This is a genomic window from Paraburkholderia sp. Clong3 (assembly GCF_050436485.1).
Taxonomy (GTDB): Bacteria; Pseudomonadota; Gammaproteobacteria; order Burkholderiales; family Burkholderiaceae; genus Paraburkholderia; species Paraburkholderia tuberum.
Window position 1 is genome coordinate 1,449,521 of record NZ_JBNDMH010000003.1, and the last position, 26,229, is coordinate 1,475,749.

The window sequence follows — 26,229 nt, forward strand, 5'->3', positions numbered from 1 at the left end:
GCCGGTTCCCGCTATCTGGCATTCTGCTCATTCTGCCAGTGCGATTACGGATTGCGTGAGTGGAAAAATGAATTAGGAGCGCTATCGGTGCAAATAGCGGGGGGAAGTGGGGATAATGCCGGTGTGTCGTTGCATTTGCACAACGAAGGCTTAAATGTCAAATCGATTGTCATTCGCGATCGGGTGTATCCCCGCGTTCGCCTCAGTCATTTCCGTTATGGCAATTGCGCGTCAATTGGCGATTCGCTTTCGTGACAATTCGTTGCGCGGCCAATGCGGCGACTGAATGCTTTCTTCAATAGGCGAATTTCCGGTATTGCTCCGGCGCGCTTGCATTGTCGAGTTCGCTCACGCGCGGCATATGGCGCAGCAGGCGTTTCGCCCGTGGCGCCAATTGCTGATAGACGGCGCCGGGTACGTCGATGTGGACTTCCGAAGCGGCCCACGGTTGTCTCCTTTATCGAATCGTCGAGTTGGGGATGCCTGAGATACCTGAAGTTGCCTGGATGTGCCTGGATGTGCCTGGATGTGCCTGGATGTGCAGCTCATTGCCTCGGCGAGACCAGCAGCCACACCGGCACGCCGTGACAATCGACCTCCGCGAGAACCGTCGCGCCGAGCTCGGCGCCCGACCAGGTGGGCGAGTCGAACGGGCTCGCGTCGTGATCGATGCGCAGAATGTTCAGCGGCCAGGAGGGCCGCGTCAGCCGCTCGTGCGCGAACGCGCCGACCCAAAGCGGCGCCGCGGAGGTGCCGTTGTCGACCGCGTAGCCGCTCGGCCAGAAGCGAAGCACGTAGCGTTCCTCGCGCGAATTGCCCGGTCGCGTGAAGACCAGCGACGACGGCACGCCATTGTTCAGCTTCGGCAGCACCGGCAGCGACACCGCCGCGACGTCGGGCGAAGCGAGCGACAGCAGGCTGTGCGCGGACACGTCGGTGCCCTCGACCCAGCCCTGCGCGCGCAACTGCTCGCGTATCGAAGCGGGCTCGGAGACCCATTGCAGCGTCAGCGGCTCCTTGCGATCGCCGCCCATGTCGGAGCGAAAGCACGGCAGCCGCTTCCACCCGGAGAGCTTCCACTGCGTCTGCGTGAACTGCACGGGGGGTGGTTGCGGGGCGCCGTCCGGCGGCGTCGGCATTGCGACGCCGAGCTGCAGGCCGACACTGAGCGCGACGACCACGAGCACCACGAGCGGCATGAAACGGCGCGGCGGCGGCGGCCGCGGATGCCGCCAGATCGCCGTCAGTGCAATCAGCGCGACCCACACACACGCGAGCGCCGCGCCGCCGATCGCGTCGGACACCCAGTAGCGGCCGAAGTAGACGCCCGCGAGCGCGACCACGATCACGACGATGATGCTGGCGGCGGCAACCAGCACGCCTCCGAGCTTGCCGATCCGGCGCGCGAGCAGAAACGCGAGAAAGCCGTAGATGATCACCGTCGCGGCGACGTGATTGCTCGGAAACACGAAGTGGCCACTCATGAGTTCGTTGGGCGGGGCGCGGCGCATCGCGAGTTGCAGGCCGAGAATCAGCAACTGCGAAAACACGACCGCCGCGAGCCAGTAGACGATCGAGCGCCAGCGCCGCTCCCACACCATCCACAGGGCAACCGTGACGACCAGCGCGAACAGTGTGATGCCGCTGCCGAGCGTCGCGAGCGCCGCGAGCAACGTGTCGCCCCACGGCGTGCGTATCGATTGCAGAAAGTGATAAACGGACAGGTCGATGGTCGTCAGCGGATCGCCGCTGACGACGTCGTCGAGGACCCCGAAGAAAAGCGCGCCGGCCACCAGCACGATCAGCGACGTCGCGAGCAGGTGGGTCGCATCGGGCGTGTCGGGGTCGAGCATGCGGCGCGCGATGCGGCCGAGCGGACCCGGATGGCGGCATGCCCAACTGCCGAGATGACGGCCTGCCGTGCTCGACCACGCATTCGCGTGCGACACCAGAAACCCCGCGCCGCGAAAGCTGAGCCACACGATGCACGCCAGCATCGCGATGATCACGACGAGCCGGAACGACACCGCCCCCGCGAGCAGCACCGACGCGCCGAACACGACGCCGGGCAGGATGTGCGCGGGCGCCCACAGCAGCGCGGAGAGCACGTTGATCGAGAGGAAGCGCAGCGGCCGCATGCCCATCATGCCCGCGACGACCGGCACGATCGCCCGCAGCGGGCCGATGAAGCGGGCGAGCACGACGCTCTTCGCGCCATGCTTCAGAAAGAAGCGCTGGCCCGCGTCGAGTACGCCGGGGTGTGCGCGGAACGGCCACAGCGTGACGATGCGCTCCTTGTAGCGACCGCCGAGCCAGAAGCTGGCGCCGTCGCCGGCGACCGCGCCGACGATCGCCCACACGAAGACCCAGGCAAGGCTCAGCGAGCCGGTGCCCGTCAGCGCGCCGGCGAGGAACATCGCGGTGCTGCCGGGGACGAAGGTGCCGATGACCGCGATCGCTTCGAAAAAAGCGGCGAGGAAAACGACCGCGAGCATCCACGTCGAGTGGCCGGCGAGCAGATGCAAAAGGTGGATGTAGGCGTGCTCCATCGTGCGCGATCGGCCGTTCGGGCGTAACGATCGATCATAACGCGCACGGACACGCCGTGGGCGCGGGCGGGAGCGGCGCCGCTGCATCGGTCGCGCGATCGGCTCAGAATAGATATCGTGCTCGGCGGATCGATGCGGTTGGAGGGTAGCTATGAAGACAGCAACAGGTGGGATCGTGTGGTCGGCGTTGCTTGCGGCGCTGTTGACGGCGGGGGCCGCTGCAACGGTAGAGGCCCAGCAACCGGGCAATCCTGGCGGCAGCCAGAACGGCACTCGTGCGGGCACGAACGCGGGCACCAGCGGGGGCAGCGGCAATGCGGCTGTCGGCGGCGCGACGGGCATCGGTACCGGCGTCAGTCCGAGTGCCATGCCGGGGCCCGGCATGTCGGCGGGCGGCTCGTATGGGCTCGGCTCGGGTGGCGCGACCGGCTCAGGCGCCGCGCTCAACAACATGCGCGCGAACGGCACGGCGCTCTATATGAATCCCGACCCACGCGCGCCGAACGTGACCGGCCGCGCGGCGCCGCCGCGCTAGTGTGGCGCGGATAGAATGCAGGTCCGATCCGACCAAAGGGGAAGCGAATGGCGCACGGCGAGCACAAGTACCACGTATCGGTGAAATGGACCGGCAACCGCGGCAGCGGCACCTCCGGCTACCGCGACTACGACCGCGATCACGTGATTTCTTCCGGCGGCAAGCCCGACATTGCGGGCTCGTCGGATCCGGCGTTTCTCGGCGACGCGACGCGCTGGAATCCCGAGGACCTGGTGGTCGCGTCGGCGAGCGCGTGTCACAAGCTGTGGTATCTGCATCTGTGCTCGGAGGCGGGCATCGTCGTGCTCGACTATCGCGACGACGCCGAAGGCACGATGCTCGATACCGCGCAGGAAGGCCGCTTTTCGCAGATCGTGCTGCACCCGCGCGTGACGATCCGCGCGAGCGGCGATGTCGAGCTGGCCACGCATCTGCATCACGTCGCGCATCAGAAGTGCTACGTCGCGAACTCCGTCAATTTTCCGATTCTCTGCGAGCCGGTGGTGGAGACGGACGCGCGTTAACGCGTATGCGGCGGCGCGAAGCGTGCGAGCCGGCTGGCGAGCGGGGCGCCGGCCAGACGCTCGCTAGCGCTCAACGATTGCCGTCGAGCAGATCGCCGAGCAGTTCGTCGAACGCGGCTTGTGCGTCTTCGAGTTCCTGCAGCGCGGCGTCGAAAGTCTGCAACGCAAATTGCGAGGGTTTGCCGCTGCCTGCCGGCGGGAATTGCGATTGCAGCGACGCGAACGCGGTCTGCACCCGCTTGGTGGCGGTCAACACGCGTTCCATTGCGGCGGTTTCTTCGGCTCGCGCCTTGTCGTGATCCATGAGAACTCCGGGGTCGTCGGGTTGCGTCGGAACGGCTCGTGCCGCTTCAAAAGGGGACTAACGGGGGGGACTATGCCACGTTCGGGCTCACGACAGCGGCAGACCGCCAAACGCTTTCACTTCGCGCAACGATAACGCCGATTCCACCGACGTCACGCCCGGCAGGCCGCGCAGTTCGTCGCGCATGAACGTGCCGTAGTCGTCGAGGTCGCGCGCGACGATCTGCAGGATGTAGTCCGCGCTGCCCGACACGTTGTGGCACGACAGGATCCGCGGGATCGCCTGCACCTCGCGCTCGAAGCGCGTGGCCACCACGCGGTCGTGCACCGCGAAGCGCACGAGTACGAACGCGATCACGCCCAGACCGAGCCCGGCGCGCGACAGCACCGCGCGGTAGCAGTCGATGTAACCATCGTTCTCCAGACGTTTCAGACGCCGCGCGCAAGGCGTCTCGCTGAGGCCGACCATCTCGGCGAGACGCGCATTCGACATGCGGCCGTCGTTTTGCAGCGCGGCGAGAATCGCGCGATCGGTTTTGTCGAGATCGTCCGTGGACATGGTTGGGAGGGGGGCTGCAGGGTGGTGGAAGGCGTCGCCAGATGTTGAAATGTTAGCGCATTCCGCTATTTTTTGAATGCAGAGGACTGAAAGTCGCCAGCAAACGCTCCGCATCCGATAGCAACATGGAGCCTCGAACAACAAGGAGGCTCCGATGAATTCCGCTCACCTGCTGGCCGTCTACGTGGCGGCATTGATTGTCGTTTATGCGATGCCTGGGCCGGACATGGCGCTGATCCTGCAAACCAGCATCGCGCGCGGCGTGCGCAGCGGCTTCGCGGCCGCGGTGGGGCTCGGCGTATCGCGCGCGACGCACGTGACGCTGTCGGCGTGCGGCATGGCGGCGCTGCTGCGCAACGCGCCGTGGCTGTACGACGCGGTGCGCTATGCCGGCGCCGTCTATCTCGCGTGGGTGGGGATTCAAATCTTCCGCTCGCCCGGGTTCGCATTGCCGGCCGGGTCGCGCGACAGGCAAGCGGCCGGCGCGCCGCGAGTGGAATCCACTGCTTCGAGCGATGCGGGCAATGCGGTGCGGCCCTTGCGGACCGCGTTCGTCAAAGGTCTGCTGACGAACCTGCTCAACCCGAAGGCGCTACTGTTCTGCTCGGTGCTGTTGCCGCAATTCGTGCGGCCGGAAGCGGGGCCGGTAGCGTGGCAGATGATCGAGCTTGGTGTCGTGCTGCTCGTGATCGGCGCATGCTTCGACGCGTTGTATGCGATCGGCGCTGCGCGCATCGCCAACTGGATGCGCGTCCATCCTTTGGCGCAGACCGTACAACGGTGGACCTTCTCGGCTGCGTTGATCGGCTTCGCGCTGCGGCTTTCGCTGGATTGAAACTCGGAGCTGGCTTTTGCATTCGTCGCGCGTGCGCATACAGCCGATGCAAAGGCCGCGGTGCCAGGTGATTGTGTTAATAAAGCCGGTAGCGCAGCCGGCCGCGCGCACGCGCGGCGACACAACCACCTTCTCACGCTCATCGATGCAAACCTTCCTGCTGTATGTCGTGACCGCTGTCGCCGAGATTCCCGGCTGTTACCTGCCGTGGCGCTGGCTTGCGTGGCTGTGGGTCGTGGACGAGGTGCGGCCCACGCTGTGAGACGCGGCAGGCGTCGCGCTGACGCTGGCCGGCATGGCGGTGATCGCATTCCAGCCGCGCCTGCACACGTGAGGGCGGCCGCGCGATCGACGACCCGCCTGCTCCGTTTACTGCGGCATCCCGCCCAGATAGTCGAGCTTACCGAGCTCGACACCGTTATGACGCAGGATGTCATACGCGGTCGTCACGTGGAAATAGAAGTTCGGCAGCACGAAACCGAACAGATATGACGCTCCGGTGAACTCGATCGGACCCGTCCGCATTTTCAGCGTGATGGTGCGGCTTTCCGAACCGTCGATCTGCGCCGCGTTGAATTCCTTCAGGTAATCGATCGTTTTCTGGATACGGGCCTGCAGTTCATCGAAAGTCTGCTCGACGTCGTCGAACTTCGGCGGCTCGACGCCGGCGAGGCGCGCCGCGCAACCCTTCGCGGTATCGCTCGCGATATACACCTGGCGCATGAACGGCAGCATGTCCGGCGCGAGCCGGGCATTCGTGAACACCGACGGTTCGATCTGCTTTGCGGCCGCGTGCGCTCCGGCCTTGCCCAGGATGGCCTGCAGGTTCGTGAGGCCGCGAATCAGCACAGGCAGTGATGCTTGATACATCGAAATTGACATGGGTTCCTCTGATTTCTCGATCGTGCGCGCAGGCGGCGCGCGCGGCAATGAAACGGCGGGGATGCCGCTTCAGCATCATAGCGTGTCGCATCCACGCCGCGCATTAGACCCTGGCCATGCGGACGACTGTCGCGCTGGCCGGAACTGTGTTCGAATGCTTTGGTCGGACGCGTGGACGAAGTTCTTGAACAACCCCTGCCGCGTATCGCCACGATGCGCTTCATGCAGGCGCGTGGTGTGCCTGGCCGCCGCCGGGCCGCGCGGTCGTCCATGACCGCGTGCGAAGCCACGCTAACAGGAGAGTCGATACCATGGTCACCAAGCATCCATTGCCGGGCAGCGAGCGAAAGGTCGCGCAGGGCACGACGGTCATCGGGCAATGCGATCCCGCCGAGCGGATCGAGGTCTTCGTGATGCTGCGCCGCCAGCAGCAGGCGCAGTTCGACGCCTTGATGAAACGCATCGAAGCCGGCGACGCGAGCGTGAAGCCGCTGTCGCGCGAGGCGCTCGCCCAGGACTACGGCGCCGCGCCCGATGACATCGCGAAGGTCCGCGCGTTCGCGGCCGCGCATGGGCTCACCGTCGCGCGCGAGGATCCGGCGGCGCGCTCGGTGCTGCTGAGCGGCACGATCGCGCAATTCCAGAGCGCGTTCGAGGTCAAGCTCGAGCTCTACCGGCATCACGCGGCCGGCCAGTTCCGTGGCCGCACCGGCACGATCAGCGTGCCGGACGATCTGCATGGCGTCGTGGAGGCGGTGCTCGGACTCGACAACCGGCCGCAGGCGCGTCCGCACTTTCGCATCCGGCCGACGTTCGTGCCGGCGCGCGCCGGGCAGACGTCGTACTCGCCGCCGCAGCTCGCCTCGCTCTACCAGTTTCCGCAAGGCGACGGCGGCGGTCAGTGCGTCGGCATCATCGAGCTCGGCGGCGGCTACAACACGTCGGACCTCAAGACCTATTTCTCGAGCCTCGGTGTAAGCGAGCCGACCGTGACCCCGGTCGGCGTCGATCAGGCTGGCAACAAGCCGAGCGGCGATCCGAACGGGCCGGACGGCGAGGTCACGCTCGACATCGAGATCGTCGGCGCAATCGTGCCGGGCGCGGCCATCGCCGTGTACTTCACGCAGAACAGCGACGCCGGCTTCATCGACGCGGTGAGCCGCGCGGTGCACGACACAACTAACAAGCCGTCGGTGATCTCGATCAGTTGGGGGGCGCCGGAATCAGTGTGGACCAGCCAGTCGATGCAGGCGCTCAACAGCGTACTGCAATCGGCGGCGGCGCTCGGCGTGACCATCTGCGCGGCCTCGGGCGACAGCGGGTCGAGCGACGGCTCGGGCGGCGGCGACGCGGTCGACTTCCCGGCGTCGAGCCCGTACGTGCTCGCCTGCGGCGGCACGCACCTGAGCTCGTCCGGTTCGGCGATCACGCGCGAGGTCGTGTGGAACGACGGCGAGCAGGGCGGGGCCAGCGGCGGCGGCGTGAGCAGCGCGTTTCCGGTGCCGGCGTGGCAGCAGGGTTTGTCGGCCACGGCGACGGGCGGCGGCAGCCAGCCGCTCGGCGGGCGCGGCGTGCCGGATGTCGCGGGCGATGCCTCGCCGTTGACCGGCTACGACGTGCTGGTCGACGGAATGCAAACGGTGGTGGGGGGCACCAGCGCGGTCGCGCCGCTGTGGGCGGCGCTGATCGCGCGCATCAACGCGGCGAAGGGACAGCCGGCCGGCTTCGTCAACCCTAAGCTGTACAAGGCGCCGGGCGTCTGCAACGACATCACGCAGGGCAACAACGGCAGCTTCGCGGCGTCGAAGGGGTGGGATGCCTGCACGGGACTGGGCAGCCCCAATGGCGGGAAGGTGGCGGGCGCACTATAGTCTGCAACACAGCGCATAACACAACAACGAGACGTAAGAACGAGGACGCATGGCAAGTAAAACGAACCCTTGGAGCGATCATGACGAATACAGAATCAGCTTCCGGTAGCCAGCATTCGCCGCACAACACGCATGCCACCGCCTCGGCAGGCGCGTCCACCGCCACGAGCGCGCCGCACAAGGCCGGCGACCAGCCGCTCTTCGACCCGGTCGCCTATGGCAACGGCCCGGACGATTCGGTTACCGATACAGTCGAGACGGCCGCGATCACGCATCATTCGGTGACGATCGGCGGCCACAAGATCGACTACACGGCGACCGCGGGCCATCTGGTGATCGTCGATCCGAGCAGCTCGCAATCGTCGGCGAGGATGTTCTACGTCGCGTTCACGCAGGACAATCAGAAGGAAGAAACGCGGCCGGTCACGTTTTTCTATAACGGCGGGCCGGGGTCGTCGTCGGTATTCGTGCTGCTCGGCTCGTTCGCGCCGCGCCGCATCAAGACGTCGATGCCGGGGTTCACGCCACCTGCGCCTTATTCACTCGAAGACAATCCGGACAGTCTGCTCGACAAGAGCGACCTGGTGTTCATCAATCCGGTCGGCACCGGCTATTCGGCGGCGATCGCGCCGAAGAAGAATCGCGACTTCTGGGGCGTCGATCAAGACGCGGATTCGATCAAGCAGTTCATCAAGCGTTTCCTGACGAAGAACAACCGCTGGAATTCGCCGAAGTATCTATTCGGCGAGTCCTACGGCACGGCGCGTAGCTGCGTGCTCGCGTACCGGCTGCACGAGGATGGGGTCGATCTGAACGGCATTACGCTGCAATCGTCGATTCTCGATTACACGCAATCGGGCAATCCGGTCGGCGCGCTGCCCACAGCGGCCGCTGACGCGTGGTATCACAAGAAGCTCGGCGTCGCGCCGCGGCCGACCGATCTCGGCGCGTTCGCCGAGGAGGTCGCGCAGTTCGCGCGCACCGACTACCTGGCCGCGCTGCGCAAGTTCCCGACCACAGATTCCGCGACCACCGAAAAGCTCAGCGAATACACCGGCATCGACAAAACGACGCTGCTCGCGTGGAGCCTCGACATCGCGGGCTACGACAGCCGCGGCAATTCGCTGTTCCTGACCACGTTGCTGAAGTCGCAAGGCCTCGCGCTCGGCGCCTACGACGGCCGCGTAACGGCGATCGACACCGGCATCGCGGGCAAGATCGACCCGAACTCCGGCGGCAACGATCCGACGATGACCGCGGTCACCGGCGTCTACACGACGATGTGGAACGTCTATCTGAACGAGCAGTTGAAGTACACGTCGAACTCGTCGTTCACCGACCTCAACGATCAGGCGTTCAAGTACTGGGATTTCAGCCATATCGATCCAACCGGCGCGCAGAAGGGTCTCGACTCGACAGGCAACATCATTCTGTACACGGCCGGCGACCTTGCCGCCGTGATGGCGCTCAATCCCGACCTCAAGGTGCTGTCGGCGAATGGCTTTTTCGATTTCGTCACGCCGTTCTATCAGACCGTGCTCGATCTGCAGCAGATGCCGCTGGTCAGTCAGCAGGTGCGGCAGAACCTGTCGGCACGGTTCTATCCATCGGGGCATATGGTGTATCTCGATGGCGGTTCGCGCACCGCGCTGAAAGCCGACCTCGCAAAGATGTACGAAGAGACGGTGTCGAACGCGCAGGCGCTCGGGCGGATCCGCGCGTTGCAGGCGCGGGTGGCGAAGTAGAGGCGGCGGGGCGCCCCACTCATCGCGACGTCGCGCTGGGTTGGTCTGCGCTGGCTCGCGGCGGCTGCCGCGAGCCAGCAAACGCCGCGCCCTCATGTCCGGCTTTTGTACTCATCCATAGTGAATGTGTTTTAATTGCCTTGCGAATTGAACTACCGCGTGCCGCCGCCGGCGCGCCGACGAATGAACGCAGGCATCGCAGACACCCATCGGCGCGGTCTTTCCCGCGATACGACCAGCAGCAATGACGTGGCCAACGCGCCGCGGCTCGGACGCACGCGCGTTCTTCGTCCGCGCGTGCGCATCACGCACCGTGCGCTGCTCGTCACCGTTGGCGCACTGCTCGCGCTGCGCATCGGAGATGCCGCCGCGCAACCGAGCGCCGTGCTCGACGAACGCGTGACCCAGCAGTCGATCGGCCAGACGATTTGCCGCCCCGGTTATGCGGAAACCGTCGCGCCGCCGTTCGACGAACTGATGGCGCACAAGGATCGCATGCTTGCCGCACGCGGCATCGATGCGGATGACGTCGCCGCGTTCGCGCTCGACCGGCGTGTGCCGATCATGCTCGGCGGATCGCCCGATGCGCCGGCCAATCTCGATCTGTTGCCGTGGTCCGGCCCGCAGGGCGAGCGCCGCAAGGCACGCGCGGCGGCGCTGCTCAAGCGTTGCGTCTGCGAAGGCAAGCTGAGTCTCGCGCAGGCGCAAGCGGTGATCGTCGGCAACTGGTCGGCGGTGTATGCGGGCTTTGGCCAGGCGTCCTGCGACGTGAGCCGGCTCGAGTTCGCGACTCGCGACGACGATGGCGTCGACAGCGAAGACAGCCGACGCGGCGACGCGCATGCCCGCCAGCGTTGAGCGCGCCGCGCGTCCGCACGCTTGCGCATGCCTCGCGGAACCACGGTTCGCTACCCTCACTTTTTTCGGAGAAACACAATGACCCATTCCCGTCTCGCCGCCGTCGCGCTGACGATCGGCTGCCTGAGCGGCAGCACCGCCGCGGTTGCCGTCGCGCCCGCGCATTGCGCGCGCGCCAATGAGCTCGAGATTCGCGGTGACGTGCCCGCGGCGCTCAGCTTCGACGTGTATCGGCAACTGCGCCCGCTGGATGCGCAGCGAATCGCGCTGTTCGAGGCCGCTGGCGAAGTGAAGCGTCTGCCCGACGGCCTGCCGGTATGCCAGATCGCCGATGACGGCGTCGAGGATCCTTCCGCGGTGCTGGTCCGTCTGCCGCAGGGTAAGAATGCGTGGTGGGTGAGCGCGGCGAACGTGCAAGCGGCGGACTGATCGGCGCGATCAGTCCGCCTTTGCCCATGTCCCCCGCACGCTGCCTTCGACGATAGGTCTGCGTACCGGGCCGGGGCTGGCCAGGCATGCAAGGTGCCGAGGCAGCCGATGTTTCCCCAGGATTGGCGCGACCGATTCAGGTACAGTGCATCGACGGGGACGTTTCGCCATTGCCTACGACACTGCGTCACAGTGTGTTCGCTGTCGAAGCGGGCTATCCTGACAACACGATGCAATTCGCACAGGAGATTTGAACGATGGCCTTCTACTTGTCATGGCTCGCTATGGGGTTGGCCGGCGCGACCGGCGTGGTCGCACTTCGCGCACTCGGCGCGACTCAGACGAAGCAGCGTGCCGCGCTGCGAGCGGTGCGTATCGCAAGCGCTGACCAACGGACGGACCGCCTGGCGCGGCGAGGGTAGGCCGCATGAACCTGACCGTGCGCAATATCGCCGAATCGTGCAGCGAGCAGGACGTGCGGGAATTTCTGAAGCGCGAACTCGGCCGTTACGCGAAACACGTCGAGGTGGTGGACGCCGGCAAGCCCGGCGCCTACGCGACGGTCGAACTCGACGCGAGCGTGCCGTATGTCGGCGACGTGATCGCGCGGCAGATTCACGGCAAGCAACTGGGTGGCCAGCCGCTCGAAGCGAGCGCCGATCTGTTCAGCGACGAACCGCCGCCCGAGCAGTAAGCGCCGCGGGTGGTGCAGTAAGCTCTATTGTTTTCGAAGGCGGTGGACAGGCGCGACGACGCGCGCATGTCCACCGCCTTTATTCGTTTGAGAGCGCCGTTCGCGGGCGCATCATTGCCCATCCGGCGACGCCGGCCAATCGAACGGCGTATACGGCAGCGCCCGCTTGTGACGCGTCGCGTTGTAAAACTGCAGGACCACGTCACGCACGGTATCGCTGACCGGCTTGCCTTCGAGAAAATCGTCGATCGCGTCGTATGGGATGCCATACGCGTCTTCGTCGGGACGAAGCGGCCGCAGCATCTCGAGGTCGGCGGTCGGCACCTTGTGTGCCAACGCGTCGGGCGCGCCGAGCGTATTCGCGACCGCACGCACGCGGCGCTTGCTGAGCCCGGCGAGCGGCAGCACGTCGGCGCCGCCGTCGCCGAACTTCGTGAAAAAGCCCATCACCGATTCGGCCGCGTGATCCGTTCCGATCACGACGCCCGAGCGCGCGCCGGCCACCGCGTATTGCGCGATCATCCGCTGGCGCGCCTTGATATTGCCGTGCACCAAATCCCGCTGGGATTCGTCCTTGAACGACACGCCGCTTTTATCGAGCGACTCGAGCATCGCATCGGCTGCGGGTTTGATATCGATAGTCAGATTTTCGTCGGCGCGAATGAAGCGTAATGCCTCGAGCGCATCCGCTTCATCGCGTTGTTTGCCGTAAGGCAGACGGACGGCGACGAAACGCGCGTCGTAATGGTTCGCCCGCAAACGCTCGACCGCGAGTTGCGCGAGACGCCCGGCCGTAGTCGAATCGACGCCGCCGCTAATGCCGAGCACATAAGTTCTCAGGTGGCTGTTGCGCAGATAGTTCGCCAGAAAATCGACCCGGCGCTCGATTTCGCGGCTTGCGTCGAATTCGGCGGCGACGTGCATTTCGGTCGCGATGCGGGCCTGGCGCGCGGCTGGATCGGATTGAGCCATGATCGTTGTTGTCCTCGCGAGAGAAAAAGCGATTGAAGTGGCTTGAAACAGATTGCAAGCAGGTTGAAAAACGGCGTGAGTATCGGCACGTGCCGCCGTCTTCGGTCTACCTTTCGTCGAACGAAATCGTATTTGCCATTTGGGGTTTGATTTTCCGATGACCGATTTAATTGCGTATTAATTGCGTTTTCGCCGGCATGTCGATTGTCGAAAAATAGCCGATCATTTTTGAAGAGTTCGCAGGTTAGAAGGTATTTTCATCGACACGCCTCGCTTCGCTGAGTAACATCGGTCGTGCCGAACGCCGCAGGGACCCGGCGTGCGATCAATAATAATCATGTTTGCTCCAAGACGCGATGAGATACCCAGATCGGCCTGGCCAGCCTGGATTGAACCGCCTGAGGATTTGCGCGTGGGTTTGCGCAGCCGTCGTCTCGAGTGCCGGTGCGATGGCGGCGCCGGTTCATGCGGCGGCGCCCGGTAGCGCTCAGTCACCTGCATCCGCGACATCAGCGGCGCATACGGTGAGTCTGGCCAATCCGGCCAACGCACGGAATGGCGCGAGCCGGCCGTTGCCCACGATCGACGCCGCCACCATCGCCGCGCCCGACGCGGCTGGCGTCGTCGATCCGCGCCGCGCGTTCCTGCTGCGCGACGTATTCGCGCGGGACGTGACGCGCCGGCTCAGACTGCCCGTCGCGGAGCAGCGTGCGTACGCCAACCGTCTGGAGACGGCGCTCAATGAGAACGAGCTTGGCAATCTGTCGGGCGAGTACGTGGTGCTCGTCGATCGCAATGCGAACGTGCAGGCGCTCCTGATTTACTTCCGCCCGGCGCCCGCCGACAACTGGCAGATGATCGGCGCATCGCCGGTATCCACGGGACGGCCCGGCGAGTACGACCACTTCATCACGCCGCTCGGCGTGTTCGAACATACGCCCGACAACATGGATTTCCGCTCCGAGGGCACGCAGAACGAAAACCATATTCGCGGCTACGGACGGCGCGATATGCGCATCTTCGACCTCGGCTGGGCGCAGGGTGAACGCGGTTGGGGCAAGGGCGGCATGTCGCAGATGCGCTTTCAGATGCACGCGACCGACCCCGAGCGGCTCGAACCGCTGCTCGGCATTCGTCATTCGAAGGGCTGCGTGCGGATTCCCGCATCGCTGAACACGTTTCTCGATCACTACGGGATTCTCGACGCAGCATATGCGCAGCTCATGGATTCCGGCCAATCGCTGTGGGTGCTGAAAAGCGACCGGCAGATCATGCCGTGGGCGGGGCGTTTTATCGTCGTGGTCGATTCGCAGCGCAAGAGTCGGCCGGCGTGGTCGCCAGCACCGGGCGCGGTTGCGCGAGCGAAAATGCCCGCGCGCGCGGATACGGCCGACTGACGGGCGCTTGGTGGCAATACTGGCGCGCGGCGCCCCTCACGACCTCGCCAACAACACGCCGGCCAGCGCGACCGCAAATCCGGCGATCTGCACTGGCAGCAGCGTTTCGCCGAACCCCAGATACCCTTCGAGCGCGGCAAGCGGCGGCGCAAGAAACAGCAGAGCAGTCGCGCGCGCCGCATCGCCGCGCCGGACCATCCAGACGAGCAACGTGACGCTGATGCCGGACAGCATCACGATGCCCCACGCGAGCGATGCCCACAGCGTCGGCGACGCGATCCAGCGATGCTCACCGAGCGCCAGCGCCAGCACCCCCGCGACGATCGCCGCGCCGACGTTCTGCACGGCGCTCGCGCCGCGAATATCGGCCTTTGCGAGCGAGGTCTTCTGAAACAGCGTGCCCGCCGTGATCGCCCCCACCGCGACGATCGATATCAGCACGACCAGCCACGCGGGTGCGTTGCCGTGCGTGGGCGGCGTCGCGGCAGCGAGCTTCGGCGCGAGCACCAGCACGACGCCGGCGAGGCCGAGCGCCATGCCGCTCCAGCCGCGCCGCGACAAGCGCTCGCCGAACAGCGGCGCGGCGACGGCGGCCGTCGCGAGCGGCTGCAGCGCGCCGAGCAGCGCCATCACGCCGGCGCTCAGACCTTGCGCGACGGCCCAGTAGCCGGCGCCGAGATAGACGCCTTGCAGCAGCGCGCCCGCGGCCAGGTGCTTGCCGAAGTCGCGTCCGGTCGGCCAGGCTGCGCGCGCGACCAGCGTGGCCAGCGCGAAGACCAGCGCGGTGCCGCCGAAGCGGGCAAGCAGAAACAGATTGGGATCGGCATAAGGCGTGATCGCGCGGGCGACCACGAAACCGGTCGACCACAGCACGACGAAGACGGCGGCAAGAAAGGAAGCGAGCATCGAGGCGGGAGGCGTGAAAAAGCCGCCATGTTGGCGGCACGGGCGGCGCGCGTCTTGTTCAAAGCTGCAAGGCGCGCGCGGGACCGTCACCACGCGAGCAGCGTCATCCCCGCTCCGAGCACGCCGCCACAGACGACGCATGCCCACAGCAGCCAGCGCGTGCGCCGGTATTCGCGCGCGAGATCCGCGAGCAGTTGCGCGTTCTGCTGCGGGGTGCCGGTGCGATCGTGCTGCTGCAGATAGCGCACCGCCAGTTGCGGCACGCGCGGCAGCATATGCGCGAGATGCGGCAGCTCGTGTGACAGTCGCTTGAGCCAGCCCCGATGATCGAGATCGCGTCGCGCGATATCGGCGAGCACGCCGCGCGCGATGTTCCATGTATCGATGCCCGGATGCAGCGCCCGCGCGAGCATCTCCGCCTGCTGGAACGAGCGCTGAGCGGTCGCGAGCGCGCCCGGCACGTGGCCGTCGAACGGTTGCACGTCGTGCAGCAGATGGTGAAACAGCGAACCCGCCGAGCGATCCTCGGGCGCCGCCGCGAAGTGCGCTTCGGCGCGCGTGCGCAACTCGGCTTCGAGCAGCTCGGCGCGCGTGTCGTCCGGCACGTGGCCGGCCTCGCGATGCATGTCGGCGAGCCGCCCGTAGTCCTGGTCGAACAACGCGGTCGCGCCGTGCACGAAAAATTCGCGCTCGTCGCTCGACAGCGTCGCCATGATCGAGAACTCCGCGAGCACGAGGCGCCCAAGCGTGTCCGGCTCGATGCTGACGCGCACGCGGCGCGCATCGAGCGTCGCGTGGAAGAAGCCATGCTCGAATGCCTGCTCGGTGACGACCTCGACGATATGCGCGGCGAGCGGCGCCAGCTTAATGCCGTGCGCGTGCAGGCCGGGCAGGTCGCTCGCGGGCAGCGTGTTGATGCGCTGCATCGTCAGCGTGTGGTCGGTGCACAGCTCCCAGATCACGTCCGGCACGACGATGCGCTTGTCGCCGTCGAAATGGTGGCCGGTCTGACTCAGATTCGCGGCTTCGGCGCGCAGGTCGAAGCGGCGCAGGATGTCGTCGGTGAAGGTTTGCGCGAGCGCGCGCAACTGCAGCCGGCGCGCGACGCGCGACAGCTTTTCGAGCCAGCGCGCGACCCAGCGCAACAGGCCGAGTTCATCGCCGATCTGCTGCAACTGCTGCGCGCGCACGAGCTTGACGGCGACTTCGTGATGACCTTTGAGCGGCATCGCGAGCCGCGCGAAATGGGTCTGCTCGGCGAAGCCGCTGCGCACCGGCACGAGGTCGACCGCGCTGAACAGCTCGCCGAGCGGCCGGCCGAACGCGCGAGTCAAAGCCAGCGCGGAGTCGTCCGGCGACAGCGGCACTTCCATGTGATCGATGGCGTCCAGCGCGTCATGCAGCGTGCCGCTCGCGAGCTCGGGGCGCCCGGCGAGCGTCTGCGCGAAGCGGCTCGCGAGGGGACCGAGCGCCGGCAGCAGACCATGCAACTGCGCGCCGCTGCGCTCCGACGCATGCACGCGGCCGATCAGTTCGATCATCCAGTGCAGCTTGTGGTCGGGCGGGGCGGCGAGCCAGATCAGGCGCGCGCCGTAACGCAGCGCATGGAACAGCAGCAGTAGACGGCGAAACAGTGGCGGCATCGGCGGTTCGGTTGACGGGCGAGGCGTTGTGCGCGGGACTCGGCCGGGCGGCGGCGTTGCGTTCGCCGCATGGCCGGCCAGTCCAGCCGTCAAGGTTAGCAGGTCGGCGCGATGGCTGGCGTGTTCGCGCACAAGGGCGGCTCGATGCAAGCTGAGCGCGCCATGAACGCGCCCCCACGCCACCCTGAGCGCCACCTGCACGCCAGCACCAACAACGCGCAATACGCGTAATACAATACGGCGGCCTTCCTCAACCACGGCGAAACCCAAGCGTGCCGGCTTCCGGCCTTCTCAGATGCTCGCAGAACAACGTCATCAATACATCCTCGCGCAAGTCGCAAAGAACGGCGCGCTGTCGGTCGCCGAACTGGTGCGCGAACTGAACGTATCGCGCGAAACGATCCGTCGCGACCTCAACGCGCTGGCCGGCCGCGGCCTGCTCGTGACGACACACGGCGGCGCGTTGTCGAGCGATCGGCGCGAGCCCGATCTCGATACGCGCGAAGCCGAGAACGCCGGCGCGAAGCGCGCGATCGGCGAGCGCGCGGCCGAGTTCGTGCCGGACGGCGCGTCGCTGATCATCGATTCGGGCAGTACCACGCAGTCGGTCGCGCGGGCGCTGCTCGACCGGCATCGGCTGACGGTCTACACCAACGACTGGCGCATCGCTTTGCTGCTCGGCCGACGCAACGACAATCGCGTGACGCTGCTCGGCGGCGAACTGTCCGATATCGAAGACGCTACGTTCGGCCTCGACACGGTTCAGCAGCTCACGCAGTACCACGCCGATTTCGCGTTCATTGGCGCGGGCGGAATTTCGCCGGACGGCTATCTCACCGACTACAGCCGCATGGCGGCCGAAGTACGCAGCCGCATGATCGCCGCGGCCGACATGGTGGTCGTCGTCGCCGATCATTCGAAATTCGGACGCGTGACGCCGGTGCGCATCAACGGGATCGAGTCGGCGCGGTATCTGGTCACCGAACTGGCGCCCGAGCGCGCGCTTGGCACGGCGATCACCGCGCATGGTCCGGAGATTCTGATCGCCTGAGACGAGCGACATTCCGCGCCCGCCAAAATCTAAATAAAAAAAGCCACCCGCCCCCTCCGCATTTTCCCGACGCACCGTGCATACATCGTCATTTTCGCCATGTACGATCCACACGGGATCGGCGCGCGGGGCTCCGCTTTTGGGTGGCGCGACGAATTCCATCGGTTGGCCCGAGTTGGCAATTTGTGTCTTTTTTTGGAATTCAGCACAATCGTCATGGCCTTGTCATCGAAACCTGTGATTCTTGCCGTGCCCGCTCAGGCGCGGCAGGCAGCGCGGGTGTGGTAGGGGGCTGTCAGTCAGGCTGGGCGAGAAGCGGCACAGTTGTCGGCAATCTGCAATCCACGACAGACCGGCGCGGCAACCGCAGCGGGCAACACGCAAGCGGCGCGTGCCGCCGTTCAATCACTACAGGTATGGGTTATCCCGACCGTCTGGTTTTTAGCTTCGGAGAGAGCGACATGAAAAAGACGAATTCCCTTCACGCCGCGGCCGGCCTCGCGCGCAAACTGCTGCCGGCGCTGGTCGCCGCGGCCGCGTTCGGCGGTGCCGCGATGCAGGCTCATGCGGCCGACGCCGTCGTGCTGTACACGGCCGACGGCCTCGAAAATCTGTACAAGGATGTGCTGCCGGCCTTCGAAAAGAAGGAGGGCGTGAAGGTCAATATCGTCACGGCGGGTAGCGGCGAAGTCGTGAACCGCGCGACCATCGAGAAGGATCAGCCGAAGGCCGACGTGCTCGTCACCCTGCCGCCGTTCATTCAGCAGGCCGACCAGAGCGGTCTGCTGCAGGCGTACCAGAGCGCCAACTACAAGAACGTGCCGGCCATCGCGAAGGCGCCGAACGGCGCGTGGGCGACCTTCGTGAACAACTACTTCTCGTTCGCGATCAACCCCGAAGTCACGAAAACCGAGCCGAAGACGTTCGCGGACCTGCTGCACCCGGACTTCACCGGCAAGGTCGCGTATTCGAATCCGGCGACCGCCGGCGACGGCATGGCGGTGATCATCCTGACCTCGTCGCTGATGGGCGAAGACCAGGCGTTCGACTATCTGAAGAAGCTCGAGCAGAGCGCCAAGTTCCACACCAAGGGCACGGGCTATCTCGACGTGCTGCTGTCGCGTAACGAGATCGCGGTCGCCAACGGCGATCTGCAGATGGATCTCGACGACGCGGCCAACGGCGGCCTGTCGCTGAAACCGGTGTTCCTCGCCGCCAAGCCAGGCGGTCAGCCGACCACGTTCCAGCTGCCGTACGCGATCGCGCTGATCAAGAACGGTCCGAACCAGGCCGCGGGCAAGAAGCTGATCGACTATCTGATGTCGACGCAAGTGCAGTCGAAGGTGCCGGACATCTTCGGCATTCCGGGTCGCAGCGACGTGCCGCTCGCCGGCAAGAACGGCGAAGCGGTCAAGCAGGCGATCAGCGGCGTCAAGCTGATTCCGGTCGACTGGAACCACGTGATGGCGAAGAAGGCCGACTGGACCGCGCGCTGGAAGAGCGACGTGATCGGTTCGTCGGGCAAAGAGACCGAAGTGGTCAAGCCGAAGTAAGTCGATTCAGGCGGCGCTTCGCGTGTAATGCGCGGCGCCGCATCAGCATTGATCCTGTTGGAGGACGACTCCGGTGAATACGGCCAGTCTCGCTCACCCCACTGCGCCCGGTGCTCCGCTGGATGCGCTCGACGCCGCGCGTTCGGACACGCCGGGCGGCGTGCAGATCGATCACCTGACGGTGCGCTTCGGCGCGCGCACGGTGCTCGACGATCTGTCGTTGACCATCCGGCGCGGCGAGTTGCTCACCGTGCTCGGCCGCAGCGGCTGCGGCAAGACGACCTTGCTGCGCTTCATCGCGGGCTTCATCGAGGCCGACGGTCTGGCCGGCACGCTGACGGTGGCCGGCCGCGATCTGACGCACATGCCGCCGCACAAGCGCAACCTCGGACTGCTGTTCCAGAGCTACGCGCTGTTTCCGCATCTGACGGTATTCGAGAACGTCGCGTTCGGGTTGCGCGCGCGGCGTATTCCGGCGCGCGACGTCGCGCGCCGCGTCGCCGAGGTGCTGAAGCTCGTGCAGCTCGGCGATGCCGGTCACGTGATGCCCGCGCAACTGTCGGGCGGCATGCAGCAGCGCGTGGCGCTCGCCCGCGCGCTCGTGATCGAGCCCGACGTGCTGCTGCTCGACGAACCGCTGTCGGCGCTCGATGCCAATCTGCGCGCGTCGGTGCGCTCCGAACTGAAGGCGCTGCATGAACGTCTGCCGAATCTGACGATCGTCTGCGTGACGCACGATCAGGACGACGCGCTCGTGCTGTCCGACCGCACGCTGCTGATGCGCGATGGCCATGTCGCGCAGCTCGGCACGCCGCAGCAGCTGTACGACTCGCCGGCCGACGGCTTCGTCGCGCGCTACCTCGGCGCGGCCAATCTGCTGCCGCCGCAGGTCGCGTTCGGCATGGACGACGCGCGCTACAACGAGCGCGAACGTGTCGCGTGTCTGCGTCCGGAGGCGCTGCGCATCGTGCCGCTCGGAGAGGGGCAGTTGCACGGCGCGATCGCGTCGGTCGAGTGGTACGGCGCGGCCTTGTCGGTATCGGTCGTGCTCGATGCGCTGCCGAACGACCCCGTGCTCGTCACGCTGCAGCGTGGTCTCGGCATGACGCCGGAGAAGGGCGCGCGTGTTTCCCTGCGTTACGAGGCTGGCGATGTCGTCCTTATCAAGCCCTGATACGTCCAACCCACTCGACCTTGCCGCGCAAGCCGAGGCCGAAGCCGCCGCCGCGCGCCGTCTCGCGAGCGCGGCGGCGCACGCAGCCGCCGTCAAGCGGCGCGAGCGCCTCGCGCAATGGCATCTGCTGTTCATTGCAGTCGTGGTGCTCGGACCGCTCGTCATCTATCCGCTGGTGCGGCTCGTGATGCTGAGTCTGACCGGCGCGCATGGCCTGTCTGGCCACGCGTACGTAACGTTCTTCGGTAACCCCGAAACGCGCGGCGTGATCGGCACCACGCTCGGCATCCTGTTCGCGAGCGCGAGCCTGGCGTCGCTGCTCGGCGTGGCGCTCGCGTCGCTGCTGTTCTTCAAGCCGTTTCCGGGCGCGCGCATGGTCACGCGCTTTCTCGAACTGTTCGTCGCGTTCCCGTCGTTTCTGGTCGCGTTCACGCTGATCTTTCTGTACGGCTCGCAAGGCTCGGTCAGCATCGGGCTGCAGCGGCTGTTCAATCTGCAGGCGCCGCCGCTCGATTTTCTGTTCGGCATCGGCGGCGTGATTCTCGCGGAAGTCGTGTTCTATACGCCGTTCGTCGTGCGTCCGACGTTGGCATCGTTCGCGCTGCTCGACCAGCGACTGATCGAAGCCGCGCGCAGCCTCGGCGCGAACGGCCTGATGGTCGCGTTCAAGGTGATCCTGCCGCTCGCGTGGCCGGGCATCGCGGCCGGCACGATCCTGTGTTTTCTGCTGACGCTCAACGAGTTCGGCATTCTGCTGGTGCTCGGCAGCGCCCATCTGATCACGCTGCCGGTCGCGATCTACAGCGCCGCCACCGTCGATCTCGACCTGCCGACCGCCGCCGCCGGCGCGGTCGTGATGCTGCTGATGTCGTTGTCGTTGTACGCGTTGTACCGGCGCGTCAATCGTCGCAAGGTGAAAGGAGCCGGTCATGGCCGTTGAACTCGATCCGACCGTGCTGCCGGTCATGCACAAGAAGGGCCGGCCGGTGCGGCACAGCCTCGCGGTGCGACTGCTCGGCGGTCTGTTTCTCGGCTTTGCCGCGCTGCTGTGCTTCTGGCTGTTCGTGCTGCCGGTGTTGGTCGTCGCGCTATCGAGCGTCGCGTCGCACTGGTCCGGCACGATCCTGCCCGACGGCTTCAGCATGCGCTGGTTCGAGCGCCTCGGTTCGAGCGACTTCGACGCGCTGACCACCAGCCTCGAAGTCGGCATGGGCGTCGCGGTGCTCGGCACGACCCTCGGTTTGTGGCTCGCGCTCGCGCTCGAAGGACGCGACCGGCGCGGCCTCGGCGCCGTCATCGACACGATCGCGATGATGCCCAACGGCGTGCCGAGCGTCGTGCTCGGCCTCGCGGTGCTGATCGCGTATCACAAACGGCCGCTCGATCTGTCGAGCTCGGCGGCGATCGTGGTGTTCGTGCAGCTCGCGCTGGTACTGCCGTTCTGCTACCGCTGCGCGGCCGCCGCGCTGCGCCCGGAGCTGACCGTGTTGCGCGAAGCGGCCGCGAGCCTCGGAGCGCCGCCGTCGATGGTGCTGCGCCGCGTCGTGTTGCCGCAACTGGTGCCGGCGATACGCGCGAGTCTCGCGCTCGGCTTTGCACTGTCGCTCGGCGAACTCGGCGCGACGCTGACCGTATATCCGCCAGGCTTCGCGACGGTGCCGATCGTCGTCGTCGGGCAGGTGGAACGCGGCTATTACCTGCCGGCTTCCGCGCTGTCGCTGATTCTGCTGCTGGTCTCGCTGGTCGCTCTGCTGCTGATCGCGGCGCGCGCTCCGCGGCGCCGGATCGACTGACCCGAGTGAGCCGACTGACCCGACTGATCCGAGTGATCGGCGAGCGATTTCGTTGATCTGAAGCACGCGCGCGAACCGGTCAGCATCGATGTAGATGTGGCAAAAGTTGTCAAAATGACCGAATATATGCACTCTGCTTCCGTCGATCCGATCGAGGTCCTGCGCCGCCATTCGCTGACGACGCTGGTGCGCGACGAGATCGAGCGGCATATCGTCGGCGGCATGCTGGCGCCGGGCGACAAGCTCAACGAAGCCGACTGGGCGGCGCGATTGCAGGTGTCGCGCGGGCCGGTGCGGGAGGCGTTTCGCGCGCTGGAGCAGGCGGGTCTGGTGCGCACCGAGAAGAATCGCGGCGTGTTCGTGCGGACGGTGTCGCTCGCGGAGGCGGACGAGATTTACGCGGTGCGCGCGGTGCTCGAAGAGGGGGCGTGCCGGATGCTCGCGTCGAGCATCGATGCGGGAAAACTCGCGGTGCTGCGCGACTGGGTCGACGCAATGCGCGCGGCGCTCGCGTCGCACGATCACGATGCGTATGCGCGCGCGAACGTCGCGTTTCACGGTGCGCTGGTCGCGGCGGCGGGCAACACGAAGTTGTACGACACGTATCGCAGGCTCGTCAGCGAGCTGAGCCTGTTTCGGCGTGCGGCGCTAGTCGTGCAGGCCGACGCGATGGCGCGCTCGCTCGCCGAGCATCGCGCGATTCTGACAGCGCTCGCGTCGCGCGATGCGGAGCAGGCCGCGCAGTTGATGCGCGCGCATGTGCAGGGCGGGTTGCAGCGCGCGCATGCGGCCTGCGAGGCGGCGGGCGATGCGGCGCACGAGCAGCGCCTCCCGGCAGGCGCGGGTGCGGCCGGCTCGCGCGGGCGATGACGGCGCGGCGATGAAGCCGAGGCAAGCGTACCGGCAAACGCCGCGGCAGCTTCGCCCCACGAACAGACAACCCGGCGATGAAGACTTTGCGATGACAACCCCGGCAATGGAAAACCACGCGATGACACACCCCGAGCAACGCACGATCGAAGTCAACGGCCGGAGCTACCGGCTGCCTTCGCAACCGACGGTCGTCGTCTGTGTCGACGGCTGCGAGTTTGCGTACCTGGAAGCGGCGGTCGCGGCCGGCGTCGCGCCGTTCATCGGTTCGATGCTCGAGGGCGGCGCGGCGTTTCGCGGCGACTGCGTGATCCCGTCGTTCACGAACCCGAACAACCTGTCGATCGTGACCGGCGTATTGCCGTCCGTGCACGGCATCTGCGGCAACTACTTCTGGGACACCCACGCGAACGACGGCGCGGGCGCGGCGGTGATGATGAACGATCCCGCCTACCTACGCGCGCCCACGCTGCTCGCGGCCGCCGCCGACGCGGGCGCCGCGGTCGCCGTCGTCACCGCGAAGGACAAACTGCGCGGGCTGCTCGGCTCGCAGTTGAAGGGCATCTGCTTTTCGGCGGAGAAAGCCGACGAGGTGACGCGCGAGGAAAACGGCATCGACGACGTGCTCGATCTGGTTGGCCTGCCATTGCCCGACGTGTATAGCGCGGGGTTGTCGGAATTCGTGTTCGCGGCCGGCGTGCGGCTCGCGCAGACACGCAAGCTCGACCTCATGTATCTGTCGACGACCGACTATATCCAGCACAAATGGGCGCCCGGCACCGAAGGCGCGAACGCGTTCTACGCGATGATGGACGGCTATCTCGCGAAGCTCGACGCGCTCGGCTGGGTGATCGGCCTCACCGCCGATCACGGCATGAACGCGAAGCACGATCCGCAGACCGGCGAGCCGAACGTGATCTATCTGCAGGACTTGCTCGACGACTGGCTCGACGCGTCGACGGCGCGCGTGATTCTGCCGATCACCGATCCGTACGTCGTGCATCATGGCGCGCTGGGTTCGTTCGCGACGGTCTATTTGCCGCGCGAGGTCGACGCTGCGTCCGTGATTGCGCGGATCGGCCGCCTGCCGGGAATCGAAGTCGTGCTCGATCGACGCGCCGCGTGTGCGCGCTTCGGGCTGCCTGAGGATCGCATCGGCGATCTGGTCGTGATCGGCACGAAGCATGTGGTGCTCGGCACGCGGCGCGACGAGCACGACCTGTCCGGGCTCACCGTGCCGTTGCGCTCGCATGGCGGGATTTCCGAGCAGGAAGTGCCACTGCTGTTCAACCGGCGCGTTCAGCCATCAGCCACCGGCAGCGAAGGCAAACGGCTGCGCAATTTCGATATCTTCGACGTCGCGCTCAATCGCGTGTCGACATCGTGAACACGGCGCCGCGGGACCATCCTGAGTTCCGCGCCGAAGCGCTGCGGCTGAGCGGCGAGCGCGCGACGCGCGCCCGGACGCTCGACGTGTTCGATCCTTATACCGGCATGCGCGTCGGCACGGTGCCCTTCGCCAGCATCGACGATGTGCGCGCCGCGTTCGACTACGCGCTCGCGTATCGGCCGACGCTGTCGCGCTACGAGCGTTCGCGGATTCTCGAGCGCGCGGCGGTGCTGCTGCGTGAGCGGATCGAACCGGCGTCGGATCTGATTTCGCTCGGGTCGGGTCTGTCGAAGCAGGACTCGGGCTACGAGATCGGCCGCGTCGCCGACGTGTTCCGCTTTGCCTCGTTCGAGGCGTTGCGCGACGACGGTCAGAGTTTCTCGTGCGATCTGACGCCGCATGGCAAAAGGCGTCGCGTGTTCTCGCAGCGCGAGCCGCTCGCGGGCGTGATCGTCGCGATCACGCCGTTCAATCATCCGATGAACCAGGTCGCGCTAATGAGGCGGTGGCCGCGGGGGCGCGCCTGCGCCGCGGCAACGAGCGCCGCGGCGCGTTGTATGCGCCGACCGTGCTCGACAACGTCGATCCGTCGATGACGCTCGTGCGCGAGGAAACCTTCGGGCCGGTATCGCCGGTCATCGCGTTCGACACGCTCGACGATGCGATTCGCATCAGCAACGGAACACCGTTCGGGCTGTCGTCGGGCGTGTGTACGAACCGGCAGGACGCGATCACGCGTTTCATTAATGAGCTGCGCGTGGGCACCGTCAACGTGTGGGAAGTGCCAGGCTATCGGATCGAGCTGAGGCCGTTCGGCGGCATCAAGGATTCGGGGCTAGGCCAAAAGGAAGGCGTTCAGGAAGCGATGAAGAGCTTTACCAATCTGAAGACGTTTTCATTACCTTGGGAGTAACAGGTGGCATTGAGTCTCGACGATATCCGTGTGCTCTTCGAGCGACACGGCAGCCTCGCGTATAGCGGCGAGCCGGTGACGCAGCTCGAGCACGCGTTGCAGAGCGGCGCGCTCGCCGAGGCGGAAGGCGCGAGCGACGAACTGGTCGCCGCGGCGTTCTTGCACGACCTCGGCCATCTGCTGAACCTGCAAGGGGAGACGCCGACGGAACGGGGTGTCGACGATCTGCATCAGTATTTCGCCTTGCCGTTTTTGCGGCCGGTGTTGTCGGATGCGGTGCTGGAGCCGATTCGTCTGCACGTCGACGCGAAGCGCTGCCTGTGCGCGATCGACGCCACCTATTTGGGCCAGCTGTCCGCCGACTCGGTGCGCAGCTTGCAATTGCAGGGCGGGGTCTTCAGCAGGGAAGAGGCGCAGGCGTTTATTCAGAAACTGTACGCCGAAGACGCGATGCGTTTGCGCCGATGGGACGATCGCGCGAAAGAGAAGGATCGCGCGACGCCGGGGATTGACCATTATCTGGCCGTGGTCGAACGGGCGATGCGCGCGCATGCGACTGCGTGAGTCGAGGTGTTTTGGGTCGCGGCAGGTTGCGCGCCGAGCGGTCAAAATATCGCTTGCAAGTCCCGATGTCGGCGACTAGAATTCCGCTCTTTCGCGCTCCGGACGCCGGGGTGCGGAGAAGCGGGAAGCCTTTGATGGCGTGGGCTTCAGCGGCGTGGGCAGGTTAAGCGAGTGATAAAAACCTGTTGACGATCCGACGGAAGCTCTCCATAATCTCGT

24 protein-coding genes and 2 pseudogenes are annotated in these 26,229 nt (G+C 66.1%); 19 read left to right on the forward strand and 7 right to left on the reverse strand.

The annotated features are described in order from the left end of the window. Positions 1-545: 545 nt before the first annotated feature. On the reverse strand, positions 546-2,549 hold the full coding sequence (locus OKW30_RS30045; RefSeq protein ID WP_429348401.1) for a VTT domain-containing protein: 2,004 nt from the start codon (positions 2,547-2,549) through the stop codon (positions 546-548). 151 nt (positions 2,550-2,700) lie between these two features. Here OKW30_RS30045 and OKW30_RS30050 point away from each other — a divergent pair, with 151 nt between their 5' ends. Then, the gene (locus tag OKW30_RS30050) at positions 2,701-3,084 is read left to right on the forward strand and encodes a hypothetical protein (RefSeq protein ID WP_187630362.1); all 384 of its coding nucleotides are present in this window, start codon (positions 2,701-2,703) and stop codon (positions 3,082-3,084) included. A gap of 47 nt (positions 3,085-3,131) precedes the next feature. Continuing rightward, the gene (locus OKW30_RS30055; protein ID WP_429348402.1) at positions 3,132-3,608 is read left to right on the forward strand and encodes an OsmC family protein; all 477 of its coding nucleotides are present in this window, start codon (positions 3,132-3,134) and stop codon (positions 3,606-3,608) included. A gap of 70 nt (positions 3,609-3,678) precedes the next feature. Here OKW30_RS30055 and OKW30_RS30060 read toward each other — a convergent pair whose 3' ends face one another. Together OKW30_RS30060 and OKW30_RS30065 are read right to left on the reverse strand one after the other, a co-directional pair. Further along, positions 3,679-3,912, reverse strand: a complete 234-nt coding sequence (locus OKW30_RS30060) for a hypothetical protein (protein ID WP_013091435.1) — start codon at positions 3,910-3,912, stop codon at positions 3,679-3,681. Between the two features lie 87 nt (positions 3,913-3,999). After that, the gene (locus OKW30_RS30065; protein WP_184071377.1) at positions 4,000-4,470 is read right to left on the reverse strand and encodes an Lrp/AsnC family transcriptional regulator; all 471 of its coding nucleotides are present in this window, start codon (positions 4,468-4,470) and stop codon (positions 4,000-4,002) included. 154 nt (positions 4,471-4,624) lie between these two features. On the opposite strand from OKW30_RS30065, the gene OKW30_RS30070 reads away from it, so the two are divergent. Then, positions 4,625-5,305: a LysE family translocator gene (locus tag OKW30_RS30070; RefSeq protein ID WP_187630364.1), complete on the forward strand. Its 681-nt coding sequence runs from the start codon at positions 4,625-4,627 to the stop codon at positions 5,303-5,305. A gap of 145 nt (positions 5,306-5,450) precedes the next feature. Then, a pseudogene (locus OKW30_RS30075) lies at positions 5,451-5,639 on the forward strand (hypothetical protein). A 35-nt stretch (positions 5,640-5,674) separates the two neighbouring features. Here OKW30_RS30075 and OKW30_RS30080 read toward each other — a convergent pair. Beyond that, on the reverse strand, positions 5,675-6,187 hold the full coding sequence (locus OKW30_RS30080) for a DUF1993 domain-containing protein (protein ID WP_184071373.1): 513 nt from the start codon (positions 6,185-6,187) through the stop codon (positions 5,675-5,677). A 311-nt stretch (positions 6,188-6,498) separates the two neighbouring features. Here OKW30_RS30080 and OKW30_RS30085 point away from each other — a divergent pair, with 311 nt between their 5' ends. The 5 genes from OKW30_RS30085 to OKW30_RS30105 all read left to right on the forward strand — a co-directional run bounded on the left by OKW30_RS30085 (position 6,499) and on the right by OKW30_RS30105 (position 11,784). Continuing rightward, positions 6,499-8,058, forward strand: a complete 1,560-nt coding sequence (locus OKW30_RS30085) for a S53 family peptidase (RefSeq protein ID WP_429348403.1) — start codon at positions 6,499-6,501, stop codon at positions 8,056-8,058. Between the two features lie 80 nt (positions 8,059-8,138). Continuing rightward, on the forward strand, positions 8,139-9,803 hold the full coding sequence (locus OKW30_RS30090) for a S10 family peptidase (RefSeq protein WP_184071369.1): 1,665 nt from the start codon (positions 8,139-8,141) through the stop codon (positions 9,801-9,803). Positions 9,804-9,986: 183 nt separating this feature from the next. Continuing rightward, positions 9,987-10,661 carry a hypothetical protein gene (locus OKW30_RS30095; RefSeq protein ID WP_187630366.1) on the forward strand — a complete coding sequence of 225 codons (675 nt, stop codon included), beginning with the start codon at positions 9,987-9,989 and terminating at the stop codon, positions 10,659-10,661. A gap of 78 nt (positions 10,662-10,739) precedes the next feature. Further along, the gene (locus tag OKW30_RS30100; protein ID WP_184071367.1) at positions 10,740-11,090 is read left to right on the forward strand and encodes a hypothetical protein; all 351 of its coding nucleotides are present in this window, start codon (positions 10,740-10,742) and stop codon (positions 11,088-11,090) included. A 427-nt stretch (positions 11,091-11,517) separates the two neighbouring features. Continuing rightward, positions 11,518-11,784 (forward strand): RNA recognition motif domain-containing protein, encoded by a 267-nt coding sequence (locus OKW30_RS30105; protein ID WP_184036671.1) that lies wholly within the window; start codon positions 11,518-11,520, stop codon positions 11,782-11,784. 111 nt (positions 11,785-11,895) lie between these two features. On the opposite strand, the gene nadE is transcribed toward OKW30_RS30105, so the two are convergent. Continuing rightward, positions 11,896-12,756, reverse strand: coding sequence for an ammonia-dependent NAD(+) synthetase (gene nadE / locus OKW30_RS30110; RefSeq protein ID WP_429348404.1), 861 nt, complete (start codon positions 12,754-12,756; stop codon positions 11,896-11,898). A 449-nt stretch (positions 12,757-13,205) separates the two neighbouring features. Between nadE and OKW30_RS30115 the strand changes: the two genes are divergently transcribed. Beyond that, complete coding sequence (locus OKW30_RS30115; protein ID WP_429348405.1) at positions 13,206-14,153, forward strand: L,D-transpeptidase; 948 nt, start codon at positions 13,206-13,208, stop codon at positions 14,151-14,153. A 36-nt stretch (positions 14,154-14,189) separates the two neighbouring features. Here the strand turns inward: OKW30_RS30115 and OKW30_RS30120 are convergent, their stop codons facing one another. Together OKW30_RS30120 and OKW30_RS30125 are read right to left on the reverse strand one after the other, a co-directional pair. Further along, entirely contained in the window at positions 14,190-15,059 is an 870-nt protein-coding gene (locus OKW30_RS30120; protein ID WP_184071361.1) for a DMT family transporter, read from the reverse strand. An 86-nt stretch (positions 15,060-15,145) separates the two neighbouring features. Continuing rightward, positions 15,146-16,702 carry an ABC1 kinase family protein gene (locus tag OKW30_RS30125; RefSeq protein WP_429348406.1) on the reverse strand — a complete coding sequence of 519 codons (1,557 nt, stop codon included), beginning with the start codon at positions 16,700-16,702 and terminating at the stop codon, positions 15,146-15,148. Positions 16,703-16,997: 295 nt separating this feature from the next. On the opposite strand from OKW30_RS30125, the gene OKW30_RS30130 reads away from it, so the two are divergent. From OKW30_RS30130 to OKW30_RS30170, 9 genes and pseudogenes are all read left to right on the forward strand, one after another. Further along, positions 16,998-17,753 (forward strand): DeoR/GlpR family DNA-binding transcription regulator, encoded by a 756-nt coding sequence (locus tag OKW30_RS30130; protein ID WP_184068108.1) that lies wholly within the window; start codon positions 16,998-17,000, stop codon positions 17,751-17,753. 461 nt (positions 17,754-18,214) lie between these two features. Next, positions 18,215-19,306 carry a 2-aminoethylphosphonate ABC transporter substrate-binding protein gene (gene phnS, locus OKW30_RS30135; RefSeq protein ID WP_187630371.1) on the forward strand — a complete coding sequence of 364 codons (1,092 nt, stop codon included), beginning with the start codon at positions 18,215-18,217 and terminating at the stop codon, positions 19,304-19,306. Between the two features lie 73 nt (positions 19,307-19,379). Next, the gene (phnT, locus tag OKW30_RS30140; RefSeq protein WP_429348407.1) at positions 19,380-20,480 is read left to right on the forward strand and encodes a 2-aminoethylphosphonate ABC transport system ATP-binding subunit PhnT; all 1,101 of its coding nucleotides are present in this window, start codon (positions 19,380-19,382) and stop codon (positions 20,478-20,480) included. After that, on the forward strand, positions 20,458-21,420 hold the full coding sequence (locus OKW30_RS30145; RefSeq protein ID WP_184071353.1) for a 2-aminoethylphosphonate ABC transporter permease subunit: 963 nt from the start codon (positions 20,458-20,460) through the stop codon (positions 21,418-21,420). Before phnT ends, OKW30_RS30145 begins: the two co-directional genes overlap by 23 nt. Further along, positions 21,410-22,273: a 2-aminoethylphosphonate ABC transport system, membrane component PhnV gene (gene phnV / locus OKW30_RS30150; RefSeq protein WP_184071351.1), complete on the forward strand. Its 864-nt coding sequence runs from the start codon at positions 21,410-21,412 to the stop codon at positions 22,271-22,273. The genes OKW30_RS30145 and phnV overlap by 11 nt, the downstream gene beginning before the upstream one ends. A gap of 114 nt (positions 22,274-22,387) precedes the next feature. Beyond that, positions 22,388-23,143 carry a phosphonate utilization associated transcriptional regulator gene (locus OKW30_RS30155; protein WP_184071349.1) on the forward strand — a complete coding sequence of 252 codons (756 nt, stop codon included), beginning with the start codon at positions 22,388-22,390 and terminating at the stop codon, positions 23,141-23,143. Between the two features lie 106 nt (positions 23,144-23,249). After that, entirely contained in the window at positions 23,250-24,530 is a 1,281-nt protein-coding gene (gene phnA / locus OKW30_RS30160; RefSeq protein WP_184071567.1) for a phosphonoacetate hydrolase, read from the forward strand. Beyond that, positions 24,527-25,446 (forward strand): annotated as a pseudogene (locus tag OKW30_RS30165) (aldehyde dehydrogenase family protein). Before phnA ends, OKW30_RS30165 begins: the two are co-directional and overlap by 4 nt. Before the next feature lie 3 nt (positions 25,447-25,449). Beyond that, positions 25,450-26,010: a phosphonate degradation HD-domain oxygenase gene (locus OKW30_RS30170; protein ID WP_184071347.1), complete on the forward strand. Its 561-nt coding sequence runs from the start codon at positions 25,450-25,452 to the stop codon at positions 26,008-26,010. Positions 26,011-26,229 lie beyond the last annotated feature (219 nt).